General features: G+C 71.7%; 18 protein-coding genes, 1 tRNA gene and 1 pseudogene. 10 read left to right on the top strand and 10 right to left on the bottom strand.

What is annotated here, in order from left to right; all coding sequences use genetic code 11:
- Positions 1-18 precede the first annotated feature (18 nt).
- From ACFVSL_RS04720 to ACFVSL_RS04695, 6 genes and pseudogenes are all read left to right on the top strand, one after another.
- Positions 19-930, top strand: a complete 912-nt coding sequence (locus ACFVSL_RS04720; protein ID WP_386939322.1) for a carbohydrate ABC transporter permease — start codon at positions 19-21, stop codon at positions 928-930.
- Positions 931-1003: 73 nt separating this feature from the next.
- Positions 1004-1402 carry an MmcQ/YjbR family DNA-binding protein gene (locus tag ACFVSL_RS04715; RefSeq protein ID WP_386938916.1) on the top strand — a complete coding sequence of 133 codons (399 nt, stop codon included), beginning with the start codon at positions 1004-1006 and terminating at the stop codon, positions 1400-1402.
- Between the two features lie 84 nt (positions 1403-1486).
- A tRNA-Arg gene (locus ACFVSL_RS04710) sits at positions 1487-1559 on the top strand.
- An 89-nt stretch (positions 1560-1648) separates the two neighbouring features.
- Positions 1649-2860: pseudogene (locus ACFVSL_RS04705) on the top strand (DUF998 domain-containing protein); the annotation flags it as partial.
- 151 nt (positions 2861-3011) lie between these two features.
- A complete protein-coding gene (locus ACFVSL_RS04700; protein WP_386938915.1) occupies positions 3012-3464 on the top strand; it encodes an Hsp20/alpha crystallin family protein in 453 nt (150 codons plus the stop codon).
- Entirely contained in the window at positions 3461-3760 is a 300-nt protein-coding gene (locus ACFVSL_RS04695; RefSeq protein WP_386938914.1) for a GNAT family N-acetyltransferase, read from the top strand. Before ACFVSL_RS04700 ends, ACFVSL_RS04695 begins: the two co-directional genes overlap by 4 nt.
- Before the next feature lie 341 nt (positions 3761-4101).
- On the opposite strand, the gene ACFVSL_RS04690 is transcribed toward ACFVSL_RS04695, so the two are convergent.
- The 7 genes from ACFVSL_RS04690 to upp all read right to left on the bottom strand — a co-directional run bounded on the left by ACFVSL_RS04690 (position 4102) and on the right by upp (position 11459).
- Positions 4102-5427: an APC family permease gene (locus tag ACFVSL_RS04690; protein WP_386938913.1), complete on the bottom strand. Its 1326-nt coding sequence runs from the start codon at positions 5425-5427 to the stop codon at positions 4102-4104.
- Positions 5428-5443: 16 nt separating this feature from the next.
- Positions 5444-6793 (bottom strand): M20/M25/M40 family metallo-hydrolase, encoded by a 1350-nt coding sequence (locus ACFVSL_RS04685; RefSeq protein WP_386938911.1) that lies wholly within the window; start codon positions 6791-6793, stop codon positions 5444-5446.
- A 106-nt stretch (positions 6794-6899) separates the two neighbouring features.
- Positions 6900-8336 (bottom strand): SLC13 family permease, encoded by a 1437-nt coding sequence (locus ACFVSL_RS04680; RefSeq protein ID WP_386938909.1) that lies wholly within the window; start codon positions 8334-8336, stop codon positions 6900-6902.
- Positions 8337-8492: 156 nt separating this feature from the next.
- Complete coding sequence (locus tag ACFVSL_RS04675; RefSeq protein ID WP_386938908.1) at positions 8493-8936, bottom strand: MarR family winged helix-turn-helix transcriptional regulator; 444 nt, start codon at positions 8934-8936, stop codon at positions 8493-8495.
- Between the two features lie 234 nt (positions 8937-9170).
- Positions 9171-9485: a hypothetical protein gene (locus ACFVSL_RS04670; RefSeq protein ID WP_386938907.1), complete on the bottom strand. Its 315-nt coding sequence runs from the start codon at positions 9483-9485 to the stop codon at positions 9171-9173.
- 53 nt (positions 9486-9538) lie between these two features.
- Positions 9539-10327, bottom strand: a complete 789-nt coding sequence (locus ACFVSL_RS04665; RefSeq protein ID WP_386938905.1) for a winged helix-turn-helix domain-containing protein — start codon at positions 10325-10327, stop codon at positions 9539-9541.
- A 499-nt stretch (positions 10328-10826) separates the two neighbouring features.
- Positions 10827-11459, bottom strand: coding sequence for a uracil phosphoribosyltransferase (upp, locus tag ACFVSL_RS04660; protein ID WP_386938904.1), 633 nt, complete (start codon positions 11457-11459; stop codon positions 10827-10829).
- Positions 11460-11519: 60 nt separating this feature from the next.
- Between upp and tadA the strand changes: the two genes are divergently transcribed.
- The gene (gene tadA, locus ACFVSL_RS04655; protein WP_386938903.1) at positions 11520-12002 is read left to right on the top strand and encodes a tRNA adenosine(34) deaminase TadA; all 483 of its coding nucleotides are present in this window, start codon (positions 11520-11522) and stop codon (positions 12000-12002) included.
- Here tadA and ACFVSL_RS04650 read toward each other — a convergent pair.
- The gene (locus ACFVSL_RS04650) at positions 11921-13219 is read right to left on the bottom strand and encodes an MFS transporter (RefSeq protein WP_386938902.1); all 1299 of its coding nucleotides are present in this window, start codon (positions 13217-13219) and stop codon (positions 11921-11923) included. The two genes, tadA and ACFVSL_RS04650, sit on opposite strands and share 82 nt — an antisense overlap.
- Positions 13220-13349: 130 nt before the next feature.
- Here ACFVSL_RS04650 and ACFVSL_RS04645 point away from each other — a divergent pair, with 130 nt between their 5' ends.
- Positions 13350-14240, top strand: a complete 891-nt coding sequence (locus ACFVSL_RS04645) for a winged helix-turn-helix transcriptional regulator (protein WP_386938900.1) — start codon at positions 13350-13352, stop codon at positions 14238-14240.
- A 29-nt stretch (positions 14241-14269) separates the two neighbouring features.
- On the opposite strand, the gene ACFVSL_RS04640 is transcribed toward ACFVSL_RS04645, so the two are convergent.
- Positions 14270-15034 (bottom strand): gamma-glutamyl-gamma-aminobutyrate hydrolase family protein, encoded by a 765-nt coding sequence (locus ACFVSL_RS04640; RefSeq protein ID WP_386938899.1) that lies wholly within the window; start codon positions 15032-15034, stop codon positions 14270-14272.
- The gene (locus tag ACFVSL_RS04635; RefSeq protein WP_386938898.1) at positions 15031-15993 is read right to left on the bottom strand and encodes a cation diffusion facilitator family transporter; all 963 of its coding nucleotides are present in this window, start codon (positions 15991-15993) and stop codon (positions 15031-15033) included. The genes ACFVSL_RS04640 and ACFVSL_RS04635 overlap by 4 nt, the downstream gene beginning before the upstream one ends.
- 24 nt (positions 15994-16017) lie before the next feature.
- On the opposite strand from ACFVSL_RS04635, the gene proC reads away from it, so the two are divergent.
- Positions 16018-16881 carry a pyrroline-5-carboxylate reductase gene (gene proC / locus ACFVSL_RS04630; protein WP_386938896.1) on the top strand — a complete coding sequence of 288 codons (864 nt, stop codon included), beginning with the start codon at positions 16018-16020 and terminating at the stop codon, positions 16879-16881.
- On the top strand, positions 16878-18218 hold the full coding sequence (locus tag ACFVSL_RS04625) for a beta-N-acetylhexosaminidase (RefSeq protein ID WP_386938894.1): 1341 nt from the start codon (positions 16878-16880) through the stop codon (positions 18216-18218). Before proC ends, ACFVSL_RS04625 begins: the two co-directional genes overlap by 4 nt.
- Positions 18219-18264: the final 46 nt, after the last annotated feature.

Genomic DNA, 18264 nt, shown 5'->3' with positions numbered 1-18264 from the left:
CGTGCGCGGCTGTCGCGGATGACGCGACGCCGGCAGGAGGGACGGGACGACCAGGGGGACCGCGGCATCGTCTCCGAGCACGAGCGGCGGCGCGGCGGCGTCCGCGCCTCGATGGGCGCGATCCACGTGTTCCTCTTCGTCGGGCTCGTCGTCGCGGGGCTCGGTCCGCTCCTGTGGCTCGCCAAGGCCGCGGTCACCCCCACGCAGGACACGCTCGCCCAGCCGTTCGCGCTCTGGCCGAACGGCCTCGACTGGGCCAACCTCGAGCAGGCGTGGAACGACATCCACATCGACCAGTACTTCCTGAACACGATCTGGGTCGCGGCCGGATCGTGGTTCTTCCAGCTGCTGATCGCGACGACGGCCGGGTACGCGCTGTCGATCCTCCGGCCGAAGTACGCGCCGGTGCTGAACGCGCTCGTGCTCGCGACGCTGTTCATCCCCGCCGTCGTGCTGCTCGTGCCGCTCTATCTCACGATCCTGCACCCGCCGCTGATCGACACCTCGCTCCTCAACACCTACTGGGCCGTGTGGCTGCCCGCGGCCGCGAACGCGTTCAACATCCTGCTCGTGAAGCGGTTCTTCGACGGGCTGCCCCGCGAGGTGTTCGAGGCCGCCCGCACCGACGGCGCAGGGCCGTTCCGGGTGTTCTGGTCGATCGTGCTGCCGATGTCGAAGCCCATCCTCGGCGTCGTCTCGGTCTTCGCCGTCATCGCCGCCTGGAAGGACTTCCTGTGGCCGCTGCTCGTGCTGCCCGATCCGGCGGTGCAGCCGCTGTCGGTGCGGCTTCCCGCGGTGCAGTCGCAGACCGAGCTCGACGTGTTCCTGGCCGCGCTCGCGATCTCGACGCTCATCCCGGTCGCGCTGTTCCTCGTGTTCCAGCGCCTGTTCCTGCGCGGCGCCGGGCTCGGGGGAGCGGTCAAGGGCTGAGGAGGCGACGGCGGGAGCGCCGTTCGGCCGGGCGCGGTGGAGGGTGTCGGCCGCCGTCGGTAGGGTGTCGCCCATGGAGCACCCCCGCGTGGTCGACCCCGCGCACCCGCTCGTCGAGCGCGTGCGGGCGATCTGCCTCGAGCTGCCCGAGGCGGTCGAGGTCGAGGCGTGGGGCCGGCCGACGTTCCGCGCGGCGAAGCCGATCTTCGTGCACGTCTCCGCGAGCATGGAGCGGCCCCTCTCGATCGTCGTGAAGACCGACCCGGACGAGCACCTCGCCCTCGTGCAGGACGACCGGTTCTTCGGGCCGCCGTACTACGACCGCGCCCGCTGGGTCGCGACCGACCTCGACGGGCCCGACGCCGACTGGGAGCTGCTCGCCGAGCTCATCGAGACCTCCTACCGGCAGGTCGCCAACCGCCGCCAGCTCGCCGCGCTCGATGCCCAGCGACCCGAGCACGCGGGCGGGTGAGGCGCTCGATTGGCGCGAACGCGAACCGTGCGTTAGAGTTACGTGGTTGCCTGATCGCAGATGATGCGGCAGGCGACGAGCCATGCGCCCGTAGCTCAATGGATAGAGCATCTGACTACGGATCAGAAGGTTGGGGGTTCGAGTCCCTCCGGGCGCACGGAAGAAGGCGGTCCGCATCATGCGGGCCGCCTTCGTCGTTTCCGGGGCGGTCGCGGCGGCCTTCGCCGAGCGCGAGGCCGCCTGTGAATGCGCTGCGCATCATGGCAGCGATGCCATCCGCGAGATGACAGGGCGCGGAGGCCCTCGCTAGGCTCGGTCCCAGGCGTGATTCCCGTTGATCGAAGGTCGACGATGAGGGGTGTGTGCGCGGGGGTGGCCCCCGCCTCATTCGACCTGGGGCTCGCATCGCGGTTGCGCGTGGTGCACCCGGTCGCAGCCGGCCGTGGGGGGCATGGTCGGCCCGTCATCGCGCCCGAGGCGCTCGCCGCGAGTCATCCGGGCCGCCTCGTCTCGCTCGTGCGCCGCCTCTACGCGGCCCTCATCGCCGTCGCGATCTCGATCGTGCTCGCCGGCGTGTTCGCGCCCGCGGCCCTCGACCCCGCGAGCGCCCTCGACGTCGTCGGGCTCATCCCCGCGCTCGCCGGCGGCGCGGCGGTGTGCGCCGCGCTGCTGGCCGTCTCGGCCTCGCACGCCGGCCTCGCCTCGATCGCGCACCTCCGCCTGCCCGGCCTCGCACCGGGGCCGCGCGCGGCCGCCAACGGGCTCGCATGGGCGGCGCTCGCCCTCCTCGCCGTGCACTTCACGGCGGCGGCGTTCGAGCCCCTGCCCGGCGGGCATCGCGCCATCGGCTGCCTGCTCGGGGCCGCCTTCGGCTTCGGCACGTACCGACTGCACCGGCATGCACTCGACCACGAGGCCTACCGCAGCTTCAACCTCGTCGCGATGCTGCTGGCTGCGGGCAGCCTCGCGAGCATGAGCCTCACGCCGACGGGCGACTGGTGGGCGCACAACTTCAGCACGCTCGGCACGTCGAACGACCTCGCCGCCGCCTGCTTCAACGTCGCCGTGGTCGTCTCGGGCGCGGGCATGGCGGGGCTGTCCGGCGCGCTCACGCGGGCGCTCGCGACGGGCGCGTTCGCCATCCGCCGCGGGGCGCGCACGACGATGCGGGTGTTCATCGGGCTCGTCGGATTCGGGCTCATGGGCGTCGGCACGGTGCCGATCGACCGCGAGACCGACCTCCACAACGCCTTCGCCCTCGGCGCAGCGGTCGCGTTCATGCTCCTCTGCGTCGGCGCGCCCTGGTACGCCAGGCGGATGCCCCGCCGCCTCCTCGTCTTCTCGTACGCCGCGCTGGCGCTCGAGCTCGTGGCGATGGCGGGGTACGACGCCCTCGGCTGGTTCAGCCTGACCGTCTTCGAGATCATCGCCTTCGCGCTCGTGTTCGCCTGGCTCATCGCGCTCGTCGCGACGACGTCCGCGCACCACCACCACTCGCGCCCTCGTTCGCTGTCGGCGCACGGCGAACCGGAATCCTCCGACGTGCTCGGCGTTATGTTCGGTAGAGAGTTGAGTCGAGACGACTCAATGTCACCGATCAGGAGGAAAGATGGCCACCGCCTACGACCCGTTCCGCGACCTCGACCGAGTCGCGTCCGCGCTGTTCGAGCCCCGCCGCGGGCCGCGCCGCATGCCGATGGATCTCTACCGCGACGGCGACCACTACGTGCTCACCGCCGACCTTCCGGGCATCGACCCCGGTTCCGTCGACATCGACGTGGACGGCCAGTTGCTCACGATCCGGGCTGAGCGAACCCTCGCCGCCGGCGACGGCGTGAAGTGGATCACCCGCGAGCGCGAGGCCGCCTCGTTCCTGCGACAGCTGAACCTCGGCCAGGGCGTCGACACCGAGCGCATCTCGGCGAGCTACACCAACGGCGTGCTGAGCGTCACCATCCCCGTCAGCGAGAAGGCGAAGCCGCGCAAGATCGCGGTCGAGCACGGGGATGCCTCGGGCCCCGAGTCGCCCGTGACCGAGCGCGTCGAGCCGGTCGAGCAGTGACCGGCGACACCGGCACCGTCGAGATCACGCGACTCGACGAGCGCCACCGCTACCAGCTCGTCGTCGACGGAGCGCGCGCCGGATTCGCCCAGTACCGCCTCGAGCCCGGCAGGGTGGTGTTCACCCACACCGTCATCAAGCCAGAGTACGAGGGCCGCGGCCTCGGCAGCCGGCTGGCGAAGTTCGTGCTCGACGACGCCGTGGCGCGGGGCGAGCGCATCGTCCCCGAATGCCCGTTCATCGCCGCCTACCTCCGCAGGCACGACGACTACGAGGCATCCGTCGACTGGCCCTGACCCGGGCGACGACCGGTGAACCGAACGGCCGGTGATCGGAGGATCACCGGCCGTTCGGCGTGCCGGTGCGGAATCACCCCCTGTTGGGGGCGGTGCGCAGCGACCGACGCGGGATTACCATTTCGAGCACAACCCGAGTCCGACCCGACCGGACCGGCCGGTCATGCCTCGACGGCCGAGCGATCGGAATGTCCCTATCGATCGCTCGGGTCAGGCTCGCCGAGCTCAGTTCGGGTCGCTCGGCGAGAGGGTCTCCCCAGGAGACCGCGATGGGGTGGGAGGTAGGGTTCCCACCCCATCGTCACGCGCTCGGCGGCCGCCCGCCGCTCGGGCCTGCGGCATCAGGCGCGCGGCTCCGCTCGCTCGGTGCGGGCCTTCGCCCCGGCCTTCCAGGCGAAGTCGATCACGACCGCCAGGACGATGATCGCGACGAGGGCGAACGCGGTCGCCGGCTCGGAGACGAGCGTGGTCGTGCAGAAGATGACGAAGGTGCCGAGGGTCGCGACGAGGGCGATGACCAGCATCACGACGCTCGCCCCCGTCTCGCGGTAGAGGCGGAAGTGCGCGATCGTCACCGCGGAGAAGACCAGCAGCGCGACCGCGCTGCCGATCGAGGCGATCTTGTTGAGGTCGAAGCCGAGCACCAGCACCGTCGCGAGCACCGCCATCACGATGAGGCCGACCGGGAACCGCCCGACCGAGCGACCGAACATCGGCGGGAACTGCCCGACCGAGGCGAGGTGCTGGGTCATGCCGATCGAGGGGTAGAGCCCGGCGTTCACGGCGCCCGTCGTCGAGAAGAGCGCCGTGATCACCATGAGCACGTACCCGGCCTGCCCGAGCGCGGGCTTCGCGGCCTCGGCGAGCGCGGTGGTGCCGTAGTCGACGACCTGCTCCGCGGTCAGGGTGCCGAAGACGCCGAGCGCCACCGCGACGTAGATCGCCGTCGCGATGGCGAGCGCGAGGTAGATGGCGCGGGGCAGCTGCCTCGACGGGTTCGGCAGGTCCTTGGCCGTGAACGTGATGACGCCGAAGCCGAGGAAGGCGAAGAACGTCAGGGCGACGCTCGAGATGATCTCCCTCGCGCCGGGGTAGCCCGACGGCGCGAGCAGCGAGGGGTCGAGGTTCGCGAGCGTCACCGCGGCGAAGACCACGAGGATGCCGAGCACGATGATCACGATCACCGACTGCACGCGGGCGACGGCCGTCGCCCCGACCGTGTTCAGCACCGACATCACCACGATGAGCGCGACGGCGAGCACCTTCGCCCACACCGGGTCGCCGCCCGCGACGACCGAGCTCGCGTAGCCGCCGAACGACGTCGCGATCATCGCGACGACGATCGAGCCGGCGGTGAAGAAGAGCCACGAGCCGATGCCGGTGAGGTGCCCCTCGCCGAGCCCGCGCGAGAGGTAGGTGAGGATGCCGCCGCCCGAGGGGTACTTCGCCCCGAGCTTCGCGAACGAGTACCCCTGGAGCGCGGCGATGATGCCGGCGATCAGGAAGGACAGCCAGACCGCCGACCCGGCGACCGCCCCGGCCGCCCCGAGCAGGGCGAAGATGCCCGCGCCCACCATCGAGCCGACCCCGATGAAGGTCGCCTGCAGCACGGTCATCCGCTTCTCGCTGCTCGACGCAGCGGGCACGGGCACCTCGCTCTCGGCCATGCGACTCCGCCGTGCCTCAGGCGTTGTCCGCGACGCCGCGGATGAAGAGCGTCTGCGCCGCGATCATCCGCTCGATCTCGCCCGGGTCGACCGACTCGTCCGACGCGTGGATCCGCGACTGCGCCGTGTCCTCCGCGCCCCACAGGATGATCGCCGAGTCGGGGGAGACCTTCTGGAGCGACGCCACGAGCGGGATCGACGCGCCGCTGCCGATGTTCTCGACCGGCGCGCCGTAGGCCGCCTCGAGCGCCGACGACGCGGCGACGATGGCCGGGTGCGAGGCATCCACCGCGAACGCGTGACCCACCTTGACCTTCTCGACCTCGACCTCGCAGTTCCACGGCCGCTGCGACCGCAGGTGCGACATGAGCGCCTCGAGCTGCGCGTCGCCGTCGGAGCCCGGGACGATGCGCATCGAGAGCTTGGCGGTGACCGACGGCAGCAGCACGTTCGAGGCCTCGGCCGTGTTCGGCAGGTCCATGCCGAGCACCGTCACCGAGGGCTTCGCCCAGATGCGGTCGGAGAGCGAACCGGTGCCGAGGAACTCGACGCCCGGCAGGATGGCCGATCCCTCGCGGTACACGGCCTCGTCCATGTCGGCGCCGCTCCACGCGGAGCTGTCGACCCCGGGGATGACCGTGTCGCCGTGCTCGTCGTGGAGGGTGTCGAGGATGCGGATCATCGCCGTCATCGCATCGGGCGCCGCGCCGCCGAACATGCCCGAGTGCACGGGGTTCGCGAGGGTGCGCACCGTGACGGTGCAGGCGACGTCGCCGCGGAGCGCCGTGGTGAGACCCGGACGGCCGACCTGCTGCGGGCCGATGTCGCCGATGACGTAGGCGTCGGCCGCGAACAGCTCGGGGTTGGCCTCGACGAAGTCCTCGAGGTGCGAGATCGTCTCCTCCTCGCCCTCGACGAGGATCTTGATGCGGCACGGGCGATCGGGCCCGATGAGCTTCAGCGTGCCGTAGTGGATGACGAGGCCCGACTTGTCGTCGGCGGCGCCGCGACCGTAGATGCGGCCGTCGTCCTTCGTGACGGGCTCGAAGGGGCTGCTCGACCAGCCCTGGCTGTCGGGCGCGGGCTGCACGTCGTAGTGGGCGTAGAGCAGGACCGTCGGCGACCCCTCGGGGCCGGGGAGGTCGGCGTAGACGCACGGGTACCCGCCGGGCACGTCGAGGAGGCGGACCCCCTCGGCCCCGGCCGCCTCGAAGAGCTCGACCACGGCCTCGCCCATCTTGTGCACCGGCTCGGGGTCGAATCCCGGGAAGGCGATCGACGGGATGCGCACGAGGCCCTCGAGGCGCTCGATCACCTCGGGCATGAGTGCTGCGGCAGCGGACGAGACGCTTCCGGGGTCGTTCATGGGTTCCTCCTCGGATGGACGGATGGATGGACGGTCGGTTCGCGCTCGCCGTGGCGGCGAGACGGTCGCGTGCGCCGCCCGGCGTGCGCCGGGCGACGCCCGGGGATCAGGCGGGCACGACGAGCTGGAGCAGGAGGCCGGCGCCCACGACGGCGACCCACGACACGAGCATCGGGATCGTGAAGGAGTGCCAGACTGGCACCTGGGTCAGCTTCGTCGAGCCGGTCAGGTCGGTCTCGACCGCGGCGATCTGCGAGCCGTTGGCCGGGAACAGCCAGACGCCGATGAGCGACGGCCACATCGCCGTGATGATGCCCGGGGCGAGTCCGGCCGCGAGCGCGATCGGGATCATCGTGTTCGTCGTCGCCGACTGGCTCGTGGTGAGACCGCAGACGACGAAGAGGGCGACGGCCAGCAGCAGCGGGTTGGCCTCGATCATCGCGCCGAGCGGTTCGATGATGGTCTCCTCGTTCGCGGAGATGAAGGTGTCGGCCATCCAGGCGATACCGAAGAGCGCCACCGCCGCGACGAAGCCGGCCTTCAGGAGCGGCTGCTCCACCACCGCCGACGGCTTCACCTTGCGCACGAGGATGATGACCAGCGCGACCGTGAACATGATCATCTCGATCACGGTCGACATGCCGATCGGCACGAGCTCGCCCTCCTCGTCGGGGAACGCCGGGCGGAGGCCCGGGAACAGCCCGAGCAGCACGATGAGGAGCGTGCCGGTGACGAAGATCCACGCGGAGACCGCGCCGCCCGGCGGCACGGGGTGCTCGATGCGCACGGGCTTCACGTCGGCCGAGGCATCCGAACCGCCGGTCTTCACGGCCGTGGCGGTGCCGCCGGCGCTGCCGCCGCCGACCTTGGCCTCGTAGCGGGCCTTGAGCGCCAGGGGGACCTCGACGGTGCCCGCCTTGACGCGCTTCAGGAACTCGGGGTCGTCGAGGAGGTCCTTGCCGACGCGCTGCTGCACGATCGAGGTGACGATGCACGCGACGATCGCCGCGGGGATGGTGATCAGCAGGATCTGCGGGAGCCCGTAGCCCGTGCCGTCCATCAGCACGAGGTAGGCGGCCATCGCCGCCGAGACCGGGCTGGCCGTGATGCCGAGCCCCGAGGTCACGGTCGAGGAGGCCAGTGCGCGCTCGGGTCGCTGCCCGTTGCGGTAGGCGGTCTCGTAGATCACCGGGATGAGGGCGAAGAAGATGTTCGAGGTGCCCGAGAGCACCGTGAACACGAACGCGACGATCGGGGCGACGTAGGTGAGCCGCTTCGGATTGCGCTGGATGATCTTCGAGGCGATCGAGACCAGGTAGTCGATGCCGCCCGCCGCCTGCATCGCCGACGACGCCGTGATCACCGCGATGATGATGAAGAAGGCGTCGACCGGGATCGACCCCGGTGGGAGCTGGAAGACGAACACCAGGATCACGGTGCCGACGACGCCCCAGAGGCCGAGGCCGAGGCCGCCGGTCCGGACGCCGAGCACGATCGCCCCGATGACGACGGCGGCCTGCAGAATCACGAGCAAGATGTCCATGGAATCCCCCCACAGGATTGGACTGGAACTCACCTCTGGAGCTGCAAGGCGCTCGCTCCTGAGCCGACAGTACTGCGGCGCGAGCGGATTCGTCCAGTGTCCGCGCCGACCCCGGCGGACGGCCCGGATCGGCGCGGATCGGCGCCCCGCCCGGCCTCAGTCGCGCGCGGACTCGGGGCGCGCTCGGACGCTGAGATCAGCGAGGGTGTGCAGCTCCTCCTCCGACAGGGAGGCGCCGAAACGCCGGTGGATGGCGTCCATGTGCTGGATGGCGACGCGACGGAACAGGGCGAAGCCGACGTCGGTGATGCCGACGATCGTGCCGCGACCGTCGTCGGGGTCGGGCTCCTTCACCACGAGGCCGCGCGCGGTGAGCCGGTCGATGAGCCGGCTGATGCTCGGCTGCGTGATCAGCGAGTTGCGGTTGAGCTCCTTCAGCCGGAGCCTGCGGCCGGGCGCGCGCGAGATGTTGAAGAGCACGTCGTACTCGTTCAGCGACATGAGCTCGGTGGGGAACTCCGCCGCGAGCTCGCGCATGGTCGTCACCTGGGTGCGGAAGAGCGCCTCCCATGCAGCGACCGTGAGTGCGCGTTCGGCCATCGGGGCTCCCTTCGTCGTCGACTCATCCAACATTAGGGAATCGGCGGAGGAAACGGTTGAGGGCCGGTCGTAGAGGCTGACGACCGGCCCTCTCCCTTGCACCAAGAGTGTCCTGCAATCACATTCCGCGCCGTCCGCCACAGCAAACGTTCGGCGCACTTCCGAATATATAACGGATCGGTAACAGGCGCTAGTTATCGTTTCGTGATTTTTCTCGTGCCTCGAGATCCGGCGTCAGAACGGGCCGCCGCCGACGCAGCCGGAGGCCAGTTCACCGCACATGACCTCGCGCGCCATCCACGCGAAGAACGCGAGGAGCGCGAGCACGGCGATCCAGACGAGCGTCATCGCCGCGCCGATCGAGACCGCCAGAATCGGGAGCAGTCGCGACCTGCCGGGCGCCTTCGCGTCTCGCACGAGGGCGACGAGGCCGAGCACGACGCCGACGAGCGGAACGACGACGGCGCACACGAGCGCCGCGATGCCGAGGCCCGAGTGCTCGCGGGGAGGCGCGGGGGCGGCGGACTGCGCGGGTGACGGAACGGTCATCCCGTCAGACTACGGTGCTCGCCGGGTGGTGACGTCGGGAGACGGGAAGCCGCTCAGTACAGGTCGGGGGAGGGCGTCGAGGCCTGGCGGATCGAGACGTCGGCGTGGCGGTCGAAGCGGTAGCCGACGCCGCGCACGGTGCGCACGATGTCCTGGTAGTGCGCGAGCTTCGAGCGCAGGCGGCGCACGTGCACGTCGATCGTGCGCTCGCTCGGCGCCTCGTCGTCGGCGTCCCACAGGCTCTCGATGAGCTCGTGGCGGTCGATCGTGCGGCCCTCGCGCAGCACGAGGTACTGGAGCAGCTCGAACTCCTTGTAGGTGAGGCCGGCCGCCTCGCCGTCGAGCAGCACCCGCTTGCGCGAGATGTCGATGATGACGCCGTTGGGGTGGCGGTCGGCGTCGTTGCGGGCGCCCTGGCCGTCGCGCTGCTTGGCGAGGGCCGACGGGTCCTGCAGGGCGAGGCGCACGACGTCGACGTCGCGGCCGCCGGCGCCCTCGGGCGCCAGTGCGACGGCGGCGTAGGTCTCGGACGAGGGCGAGACCTCGGCCGTCAGCGCGCGGAGCGCCTCGACGATGCGGTGGAGCGTGGTGCCGTCCTCGGCGGCCTTCGCCTCGTCGATGCCGACGTAGAGCACGAAGCCGCGCGCCTCGGTGCCCTCGGGCACGGCGCGGACGCGGGGCGCGGCGGGAGCGGCCTGCGCGGCGGGGGCGAGGTCGGCGGCGGCCGCGTTCGAGAGCGAACGGAGCGGAGCGGCCGAGGGGGCGGCCGACAGCGACGGTGCGGTGCGGGCCTGGACGGGACGGACGGGAGCGGTGCGGACGGGAGCGAGAGCGAGAGACATGACGTGAGTCCTTGTGTCGGAGGGTGCTGCAAGAGACCCCGGTCTGCGGGGTCGGAACGAACGGCCGAACGGCCTGGCGAACCCCCGGGATCCGGTGGGTTCAGTGGAGCCCGTGCCGATCGGGATGCTGATCGGCTGCGTGACTCGGCGGAGGGGTCGCGGTCAGCGGCACATTCGACAACACATGGGTGCACGCGACGACATCATCATGTCGTTCGTCCTGAGAGCGCCGAGGGCGGTCAGGGTGCGTGCGTTGTCAGTCATGGGTGCGAGTAAATCCGACGGTCGAGCATGTGTCAATTCATGTCCCTCGGATGACGGGGTGTGACGTCGCAGTGGGTGCGCGTCAGCGCGAGGCATCCGGAGGATTCAGACAGCCGGATGCCTCGCGTGAAAGATTCTGCGATCAGACGCGAATCTCGAAAATCTTCCGCAGTCGAACTGCGCCTCGGCGTGTCGAGAGGCGAAGATTCTGCGAAGCGGATGCCTCGAGGCGCCCTTATACCGTGCCGTAGAGGCGGTCGCCCGCGTCGCCGAGCCCGGGCACGATGAAGCCGTGCTCGTTGAGGCGCTCGTCGACGGCGCCGAGCACGATGGTCACCTCGCGGCCGTGCATGGCCTTCTCGACGGCCTCGAGGCCCTCGGGCGTGGCGAGGATGCAGATCGCGGTCACGTCGTCGGCGCCGCGCTGGAAGAGGTACTCCATCGCCGCGGCGAGCGAGCCGCCCGTGGCGAGCATCGGGTCGAGCACGAAGCACTGGCGCCCCGAGAGGTCGTCGGGCAGGCGCTCGGCGTAGGTGGTGGGCTCGAGGGTCTCTTCATTGCGCGCCATGCCGAGGAACCCGACCTCGGCCGTCGGCACGAGCTTGACCATGCCCTCGAGCATGCCGAGGCCCGCGCGCAGGATCGGCACCACGAGCGGCTTCGGCTCGGCGATGCGCACGCCGGTCGTCGGTGCGATGGGCGTCTCGATGTCGACGGGCTCGACGCGGACGTTGCGCGTGCCCTCGTAGGCGAGGAGGGTCATCAGCTCTTCGACGAGCGAGCGGAAGACGGGCGACGGGGTGTTCACGTCGCGGAGCACCGTCAGTTTGTGGGTGATGAGCGGGTGATCGGCAACGTGGACTCGCATAGGCTCGATTCTAGTTTGCAGGGGTCGTGATCTGTCAGGGGTCGGCGAGGGGAGCACGGCGTGGATGCTGCGGGGCCGGCGACCCATCGCGAGTGGATGCGACTCGCCCTCGGCGAGGCCGCCCTGGCGCCCGCCACCCGCGACGTGCCCGTCGGCGCCGTCGTCGTGGACGCCGAGGGGCGCGTCATCGCCGCGAGCCGCAACGAGCGCGAGCTGACCGGCGACCCCACCGCGCACGCCGAGGTGCTCGCGCTGCGCCGTGCGGCCGAGGCGACCGGCGACTGGCGGCTCGAGGGCTGCACGCTCGTCGTCACGCTCGAGCCGTGCGTCATGTGCGCCGGTGCGATCCTCGCCGCACGGGTGCCGACCGTCGTCTTCGGCGCGTGGGACGAGAAGGCGGGCGCGGCCGGCTCGCTCTACGACGTGCTGCGCGACCGGCGGCTCAACCACCGCGTCGAGGTCTACGCGGGCGTGGAGGCCGAGGCGTCCGCGCGCCTGCTGCTCGACTTCTTCGAGGATCCGCTGCGCCGTCCCTCGTCGTAGTCGTCGAGGTCGCGCAGCCGGCGGACCGGGCTGAACCACAGGATCATGGGGCCGAGGAGCAGCAGGAACGCCGAGCCGAGCAGCACGGTCGCACTGCCGAGCTGCGCGGCGAGGAGCCCCGCGGCGACGGCGCCCACCGGGATCATGCTCCAGGAGACGAAGCGCACGGTCGCCATGACGCGCGAGAGCAGCTCGGGCGGGCTCGCGACCTGCCGGTAGGTGCGCGTCACGACGCTGCCGGGAACGACGGCGGCGCCGAACACGAGGGTGCCGATCGCGAAGCAGAGCCAGCCGGCCGGCCCCGCGCCGAGCGGGATCAGCGCGGCGCCGGCGAACGCGACGAGTCCGTCGACGAGCAGCACCCGCGCCGAGCCGAACCGGCGCACGAGCCAGGGCGTGGCCGCCGCGGCGAGCAGTGAGCCCACGCCGTCGGCGGCGAGCAGCACCCCGACCATGGCGGGCGGCGCCTCGAGGTCGCGCACGAGGTAGACGGCGAACAGGCCGGCCTGGACTCCGCAGACGAGGTTGATGACGCAGGCCCACCAGGTCGCCGGCGCCATCACCGGGTGGCGGACGACGAACCGCCAGCCCTCGGCGATCATGGCGCCCATGCCGGCGCGGGGTGCACCGGCGGGCGGGGCCGGCTCGCGCCGCTCGGGCAGCCGCCTGAGCAGCATCGCCGAGGCGAGGTAGGAGACGACGTCGACGAGCAGGGCGGGCACGGCCCCCACCGCCTGCACGAGCAGGCCCGCCGCCGACGGCCCGCCCAGCTGGGTCGCGGCCTGCGTGCCCGAGACCAGGCTGTTGCGGCTCGTCAGCTCGTGCCTCGGCACGACGGAGGGGAGGAAGGTCGTGTTGGCCGTGAAGTAGAAGACCTCGGCCACGTTGACGGCGAGGGCGGTGAGCACGAGGTGGCCGAGCGAGAGCGACCCGAGCAGCCAGGCGATCGGCACGGTGAGGATCGCCGCCGCCCGCACGAGGTCGGCGACCACCTGCGTCGCGCGCAACGGCAACCGGTGCACGATGGCGCCCGCGGGCAGGCCCAGCACCACCCACGCCAGGTACGACGAGGCGGCGAGCAGCCCTGTCTCGACGGGGCCGGCGTCGAGCACGGTCACCGCCGCGAGGGGCAGCGCGACGGCGGTGACGGCGGTGCCGATGCCGCTCGTCGTGCTCGCGGTCCAGTAGATCCAGAACGGCCGTGCACTCGTGGCCACCGCCCACCTCCTCGCTCGTGACGAGCGCGCGGGAACAGGCGGGAGCGCGTCGTCGTTGGTAAGTTCCAAAATGGAACTTACACGATGCGCCGGATGGACACATCGTCCGGCCGGCGGGAGGATGGAACCCATGCGCCGCGAGGACCTCACTGACAGCTCGTGCGGCATCGCGCAGTCGCTCGGCATCGTGGGCGACTGGCAGAGCCTGCTCATCGTGCGCGAAGCCGCCGCGGGCGTGACCCGCTTCGAGGGGTTCGCCCGCGAGCTCGGCCTCTCGCGCCGCGCGCTGAGCGAGCGGCTCGGGGCGCTCGTCGAGCACGGCGTGCTCGAGCGGGTGCCGTACTCGGAGCGGCCGCCGCGGCACGACTACCGGCTCACCGCGAGCGGCGAGGGGCTGCTGCCGGTGCTGCTCGCACTCCAGGAGTGGGGCACGCGGTTCGTCATGGGCGACGGCACGCTGAGCGGGACGCTCGGCGCAGGAGACCTCGCACGGGCACGCGCCCTGGAGGGCACGCGCGTGCCCGACGTGGAGCTCGCCGCGCACGACGGGTCGGCCGTGCGCCTCGTCGACCCCGACCGCTGGACGGCGCTGTTCTTCTTCCCCGGCGCGTACGCACCGGGCACCCACGGCTACCCGCCGCGCTGGGGCGAGGTGCCGGGCACGGCCGGCTGCACGCTCGAGTGCGTCAGCTACGGGCGCCGCAACGGCGACCTCGCGGCGGCCGGTGCGCGCGTGCTCGGGGTGAGCACGCAGCATCCCGAGCAGCTCGCGGCCTTCGCCGCGCACGCCGAGCTGCCGTACCTGCTCGCGTCAGACCAGGACGGCCTCGCCGCCTCCGCGTTGCGGCTGCCGGTGTTCCGAGCCGGCGGGGCCGACCGGCTGAAGCGCGTCACCCTGCTCGTCGATCCCACGGGCACGGTGCGGCACGTGCAGGCGCCGGTCGTCGACCCTGCGCAATCGGTCGACGAGGTGCTCGTGCTCGTGCGAGAGCTCGGCGCGCCCGCGCGGTCCGAGGGCTGAGCGCCCCGACGCGAATGCCCGCCGGGGCGTCACGACTCGTCGCGCGACGCGGCGACGGGGCGACGTGCGGCGATCCCGTCGAGGTACTCGCCGAGCAGCAGCGCCGACGCCGCCTGTGCGCGCGGTCCGTGCTCGGCCCGCTCGGCGCGCAGCTGCTCGCGGCTGAGCCCGTACTCGGGCAGCTCGTCGCCCCACGCCGCGAGCCAGTCCTCGTGGATCTCGTCGTCGACCTCGGGGTGGAACTGCACCGCCAGCAGCCAGTCGCCCTTCGCGAACGCCTGGTTCTCGTACTGCGCCGAGGAGGCGAGACGGGTGAGCCCCGGATCGTTCGGCAGCTCGAAGCTGTCGCCGTGCCACTGCACCGCGGGCACCCCCGCGAAGTGGCGCACCGGCGACGCGGCGCCAGCCTCGGTCGGCTCGACGCTCAGCCAGCCGACCTCCTTGCGCTCGCCCTTGTAGGCGCGCCCGCCGAGCGACTCGGCGAGCAGCTGCGCCCCGAGGCACACCCCGAAGATCGGCGCCTCGGCGGCGATGCGCCCGCGCAGCAACGCGATCTCGTCGGCGAGATAGGGGTAGCGGTCGGTCTCGTAGGCGGCCTCGTCGCCGCCCAGCACGATGACGAGGTCGGCGCCGAGCGGGTCGAGCGCCGAGACATCCGTCGTGGGGGCGTCGACCGTGACGATCTCGTAGCCGCGACCCTCGAGCGTCTCGCCGAGGTTGCCGAGGCCGATCGCCGAGTCGTGACGCAGCACGAGCGCGACGCGGCGCCCGTGGGCGCCGTCGGCAGCGCTCACTCGAGGCCCTTGATGACGATCGCGTCGGTCGGGGGAGCCGGCAGGTTCGGCTCGACGTAGACGTCGGGCTCGATGTAGATGACCCGTGCCGCGGGCACCGCCTGGCGGATGCGCTGCTCGATCACGTTCGTCGCGGCGGCGACCTCGAGCAGCCGCTGGTCGGCGGCGAAGCCGAGCTTGGCGGCGACGAGCAGCTCGTCGGGGCCGAGGTAGAGGGTCTTCATGTGGATGATGCGCTCGATCTCGGGGCCCGCGGTGATGGCCTGCTCGATCTTCGCGACGTCCTCGTCGTTCGCGCCCTCGCCGACGAGGAGCGACTTCGTCTCGATACCGAGCACGATCGCGACGAGCACGAGCAGCGTGCCGATCATGAGCGTGCCGATCGCGTCGAACACCGGGTTGCCGGTGATGACGGTGAGGCCGACGGCGATGAACGCGAAGACGAGGCCGACCAGGGCCGCGATGTCCTCCAGGAGCACGACGGGCAGCTCGGGCGCCTTCGCCCGGCGCACGAACTGCACCCAGCTCTGGCGCCCCCGCACGTGGTTCGACTCCTTCACCGCGGTGCGCAGCGAGAACGACTCGAGCACGATCGCGATCGTCAGCACGAGCATCGGCAGCCAGGCGTTCTCGAGCTCGTGCGGGTGCGTCAGCTTCTCGACGCCCTCGTAGATCGAGAAGATGCCGCCGACCGAGAACAGGATGATCGAGACGACGAACGCGTAGACGTAGCGCTCGCGGCCGTAGCCGAAGGGGTGCTCCTTGTCGGCGGCCTTGCGCGCCTTGCGGCCGCCGAGGATGAGCAGCAGCTGGTTGCCGGCGTCGGCCACCGAGTGCACGGCCTCGGCGAGCATCGAGGCGGAACCCGAGAAGAACCACGCGATGAACTTCGTCAGGGCGATGCCCGTGTTCGCGAGGAAGGCCGCGATGATTGCTTTGGTGCCGCCGGATGCGCTCATGGCGACAATCCTAGGATGGTCGCCATGACCCCCGACGCATCCGAGTCAGCCACCGTGACCCTTCCCCCCATCGCCTTCCTCGGGGCCGGCTCGATGGCCGGCGCCGTGATCTCGGGGCTCCTCCAGCCGGGCGTCGTCGTCGACGGCGGCATCCGCACCACCAACCGCACCGCCGAGAAGGCGGCCGCCTTCGCGGGCGTCTTCGGCGTCACCGCCTACGCCACCGAGACGGATGCCTCGGCCAACCGCCGCGCCGTCGAGGGCGCGAAGCTCGTCGTCGTCGCCGTGAAGCCCGCGATGGTGCCCGACCTCCTCCGCGAGATCGCCGACGCGCTCGAGCCGGGCACGGTCGTCGTCTCGGTCGCCGCGGGCGTCACCGTCGCGACCTTCGAGTCGCTGCTGCCCGCGGAGGTCTCGGTCATCCGCTCGATGCCGAACACGCCCGCCGTGGTCGGTCGTGCCGTCACCGGCGTCTCCGCCGGAACCCGCTCGAGCGACGACGACCTCGCGCTCGCCGTGGCGATGTTCGAGACCGTGGGCGACGTGCTCGTCGTTCCCGAGGCCCAGCTCGACGCCCTCTCGACCATCTCGGGCTCGGGCCCGGCCTACGTCTTCCACCTGATCGAACAGCTCACCGCGACGGCGGTCGACAAGGGCTTCACCCCCGAGCAGGCGGCGCTCATGGTGCAGGGCACCTTCCGCGGGGCCAGCGAGCTGCTGGCCGCCTCGGGGGAGGAGCCCGCCGAGCTGCGCCGCCGGGTGACGAGCCCGAAGGGCACCACCGAGCGGGCGGTCGCCGTGCTCGAGGCGGCCGGGCTCAAGCAGACCTTCGATCGCGCCACCGACGCGGCGCTCGCCCGCGCCCGCGAGATGGCGGCCGGGGCATGAACGGGTTCGCCGGGTCTCGATACGGCGCTGGCGCGCCTACTCGACCACCGGGAGCAGCGCGCGCCGCGGGCCTGCGCCTCGACGGCGAGCCCCGGTTCGCCTGGCGCGGCGTCATGCTCGACGTCGCCCGGCGGTTCCGGCCGATCGCCGAGCTCGAGCGCTTCGTCGAGCTGCTCGCCGCGCACGGCCTCAACGTGCTGCAGCTGCACCTCACCGACGACCAGGGCTGGCGCTTCGAGGTGCGCGCCTACCCGCGTCTCACCGAGATCGGCGGGCGGCGTTCGCAGTCGCAGCTCGGGCACGGGCCGCGCTCGACGCTCGACGGCATTCCTCACGAGGGCTCGTACACGCAGCACGAGCTGCGCGGGCTCGTGCGGTTCGCGGCGGAGCGGGGCATCCGCGTCGTGCCCGAGATCGACGTGCCGGGGCATGCCCAGGCGATCCTCGCCGCCTACCCCGAGTTCGGCGTCGGCGGAGCCGACGCGGTGCGGGCGCGGGTCGCCGAGCCGTGGACCCGCTACGGCATCAGCGACGAGGTGCTGAACGTCGAGGAGTCGACGCTCGAGTTCGTCGGCACCGTGTTCGACGAGCTGTGCGAGGTGTTCGACTCGGAGTTCATCGGCATCGGCGGCGACGAGGCCCGCAAGCGGCTCTGGCGGGAGGATCCGCGCACGCAGGAGTTCATGGCCGAGCGCGGCCTCGCTTCGGAGGACGAGCTGCAGTCGTGGTTCCTCCAGCAGATCGCCGACCGGCTGCGCGGCCGCGGCCGTCGCGTCGTCGGATGGGACGAGATGCTCGAGGGCCGCGACCCCGCGCCCGACGCCGTCGTCGCCTCGTGGCGCGGTCCGGTCGGCGCCGAGCTCGGCGCGCGACTCGGCCACGACGTCGTGCTCTGCCCCGACCTCTGGACCTACTTCGACTACCGGCAGTCGGATGCCCCGGAGGAGCCGATCCCGGTCGGCACCGTGCTCTCGCTCGAGGACGTCGCGACCTTCGACCCCGTGCCGTCGGACGCACCCGAGTGGTATGCCGATCGCATCGCGGGGGTGCAGGCGAACGTCTGGACCGAGCACCTCGACACGCGCGAACGGCTCGACTACGCCGTGTTCCCGCGGCTCGGGGCGTTCGCCGAGGTCGCCTGGAACGGCGGACCGCTCGACTGGGCCGAATTCTCCGAGCGCCTGCCCGGGTACCTCGGCTGGCTCGACGAGCAGAGGGTCGACTACCGGCCCATGGCCGGCCCCCGCCCCGACCAGCAGCGGCCGGGTGTGCCGGGCGTTCCCCGGGACCGGGCCGACCGGCTCGCCGAGCTCGCCCGCCTCACGGCGAACCTCTGAGCCGGCGCTCGGTCGACCCGCGGAGATTTTCTGCGGGGAGTGTCGA

Source organism: Agromyces sp. NPDC058064, from assembly GCF_042885275.1.
In the GTDB taxonomy this organism is placed as follows: Bacteria; Actinomycetota; Actinomycetes; order Actinomycetales; family Microbacteriaceae; genus Agromyces.
The sequence above is the reverse complement of the archived record's forward strand: the minus strand, read 5'-3'. Positions and strand labels throughout refer to the sequence as shown.

What these genes read in the sequence shown, in the direction of transcription:
- ACFVSL_RS04720 (WP_386939322.1), top strand. Translation starts at nt 19, where the DNA reads ATGACGCGACGCCGGCAGGAGGGACGGGACGACCAGGGGGACCGCGGC.
- ACFVSL_RS04715 (WP_386938916.1), top strand. Translation starts at nt 1,004, where the DNA reads ATGGAGCACCCCCGCGTGGTCGACCCCGCGCACCCGCTCGTCGAGCGC.
- ACFVSL_RS04700 (WP_386938915.1), top strand. Translation starts at nt 3,012, where the DNA reads ATGGCCACCGCCTACGACCCGTTCCGCGACCTCGACCGAGTCGCGTCC.
- ACFVSL_RS04690 (WP_386938913.1), bottom strand. Translation starts at nt 5,427, where the DNA reads ATGGCCGAGAGCGAGGTGCCCGTGCCCGCTGCGTCGAGCAGCGAGAAG.
- ACFVSL_RS04685 (WP_386938911.1), bottom strand. Translation starts at nt 6,793, where the DNA reads ATGAACGACCCCGGAAGCGTCTCGTCCGCTGCCGCAGCACTCATGCCC.
- ACFVSL_RS04680 (WP_386938909.1), bottom strand. Translation starts at nt 8,336, where the DNA reads ATGGACATCTTGCTCGTGATTCTGCAGGCCGCCGTCGTCATCGGGGCG.
- ACFVSL_RS04675 (WP_386938908.1), bottom strand. Translation starts at nt 8,936, where the DNA reads ATGGCCGAACGCGCACTCACGGTCGCTGCATGGGAGGCGCTCTTCCGC.
- ACFVSL_RS04670 (WP_386938907.1), bottom strand. Translation starts at nt 9,485, where the DNA reads ATGACCGTTCCGTCACCCGCGCAGTCCGCCGCCCCCGCGCCTCCCCGC.
- ACFVSL_RS04665 (WP_386938905.1), bottom strand. Translation starts at nt 10,327, where the DNA reads ATGTCTCTCGCTCTCGCTCCCGTCCGCACCGCTCCCGTCCGTCCCGTC.
- upp (WP_386938904.1), bottom strand. Translation starts at nt 11,459, where the DNA reads ATGCGAGTCCACGTTGCCGATCACCCGCTCATCACCCACAAACTGACG.
- ACFVSL_RS04645 (WP_386938900.1), top strand. Translation starts at nt 13,350, where the DNA reads ATGCGCCGCGAGGACCTCACTGACAGCTCGTGCGGCATCGCGCAGTCG.
- ACFVSL_RS04635 (WP_386938898.1), bottom strand. Translation starts at nt 15,993, where the DNA reads ATGAGCGCATCCGGCGGCACCAAAGCAATCATCGCGGCCTTCCTCGCG.
- proC (WP_386938896.1), top strand. Translation starts at nt 16,018, where the DNA reads ATGACCCCCGACGCATCCGAGTCAGCCACCGTGACCCTTCCCCCCATC.
- ACFVSL_RS04625 (WP_386938894.1), top strand. Translation starts at nt 16,878, where the DNA reads ATGAACGGGTTCGCCGGGTCTCGATACGGCGCTGGCGCGCCTACTCGA.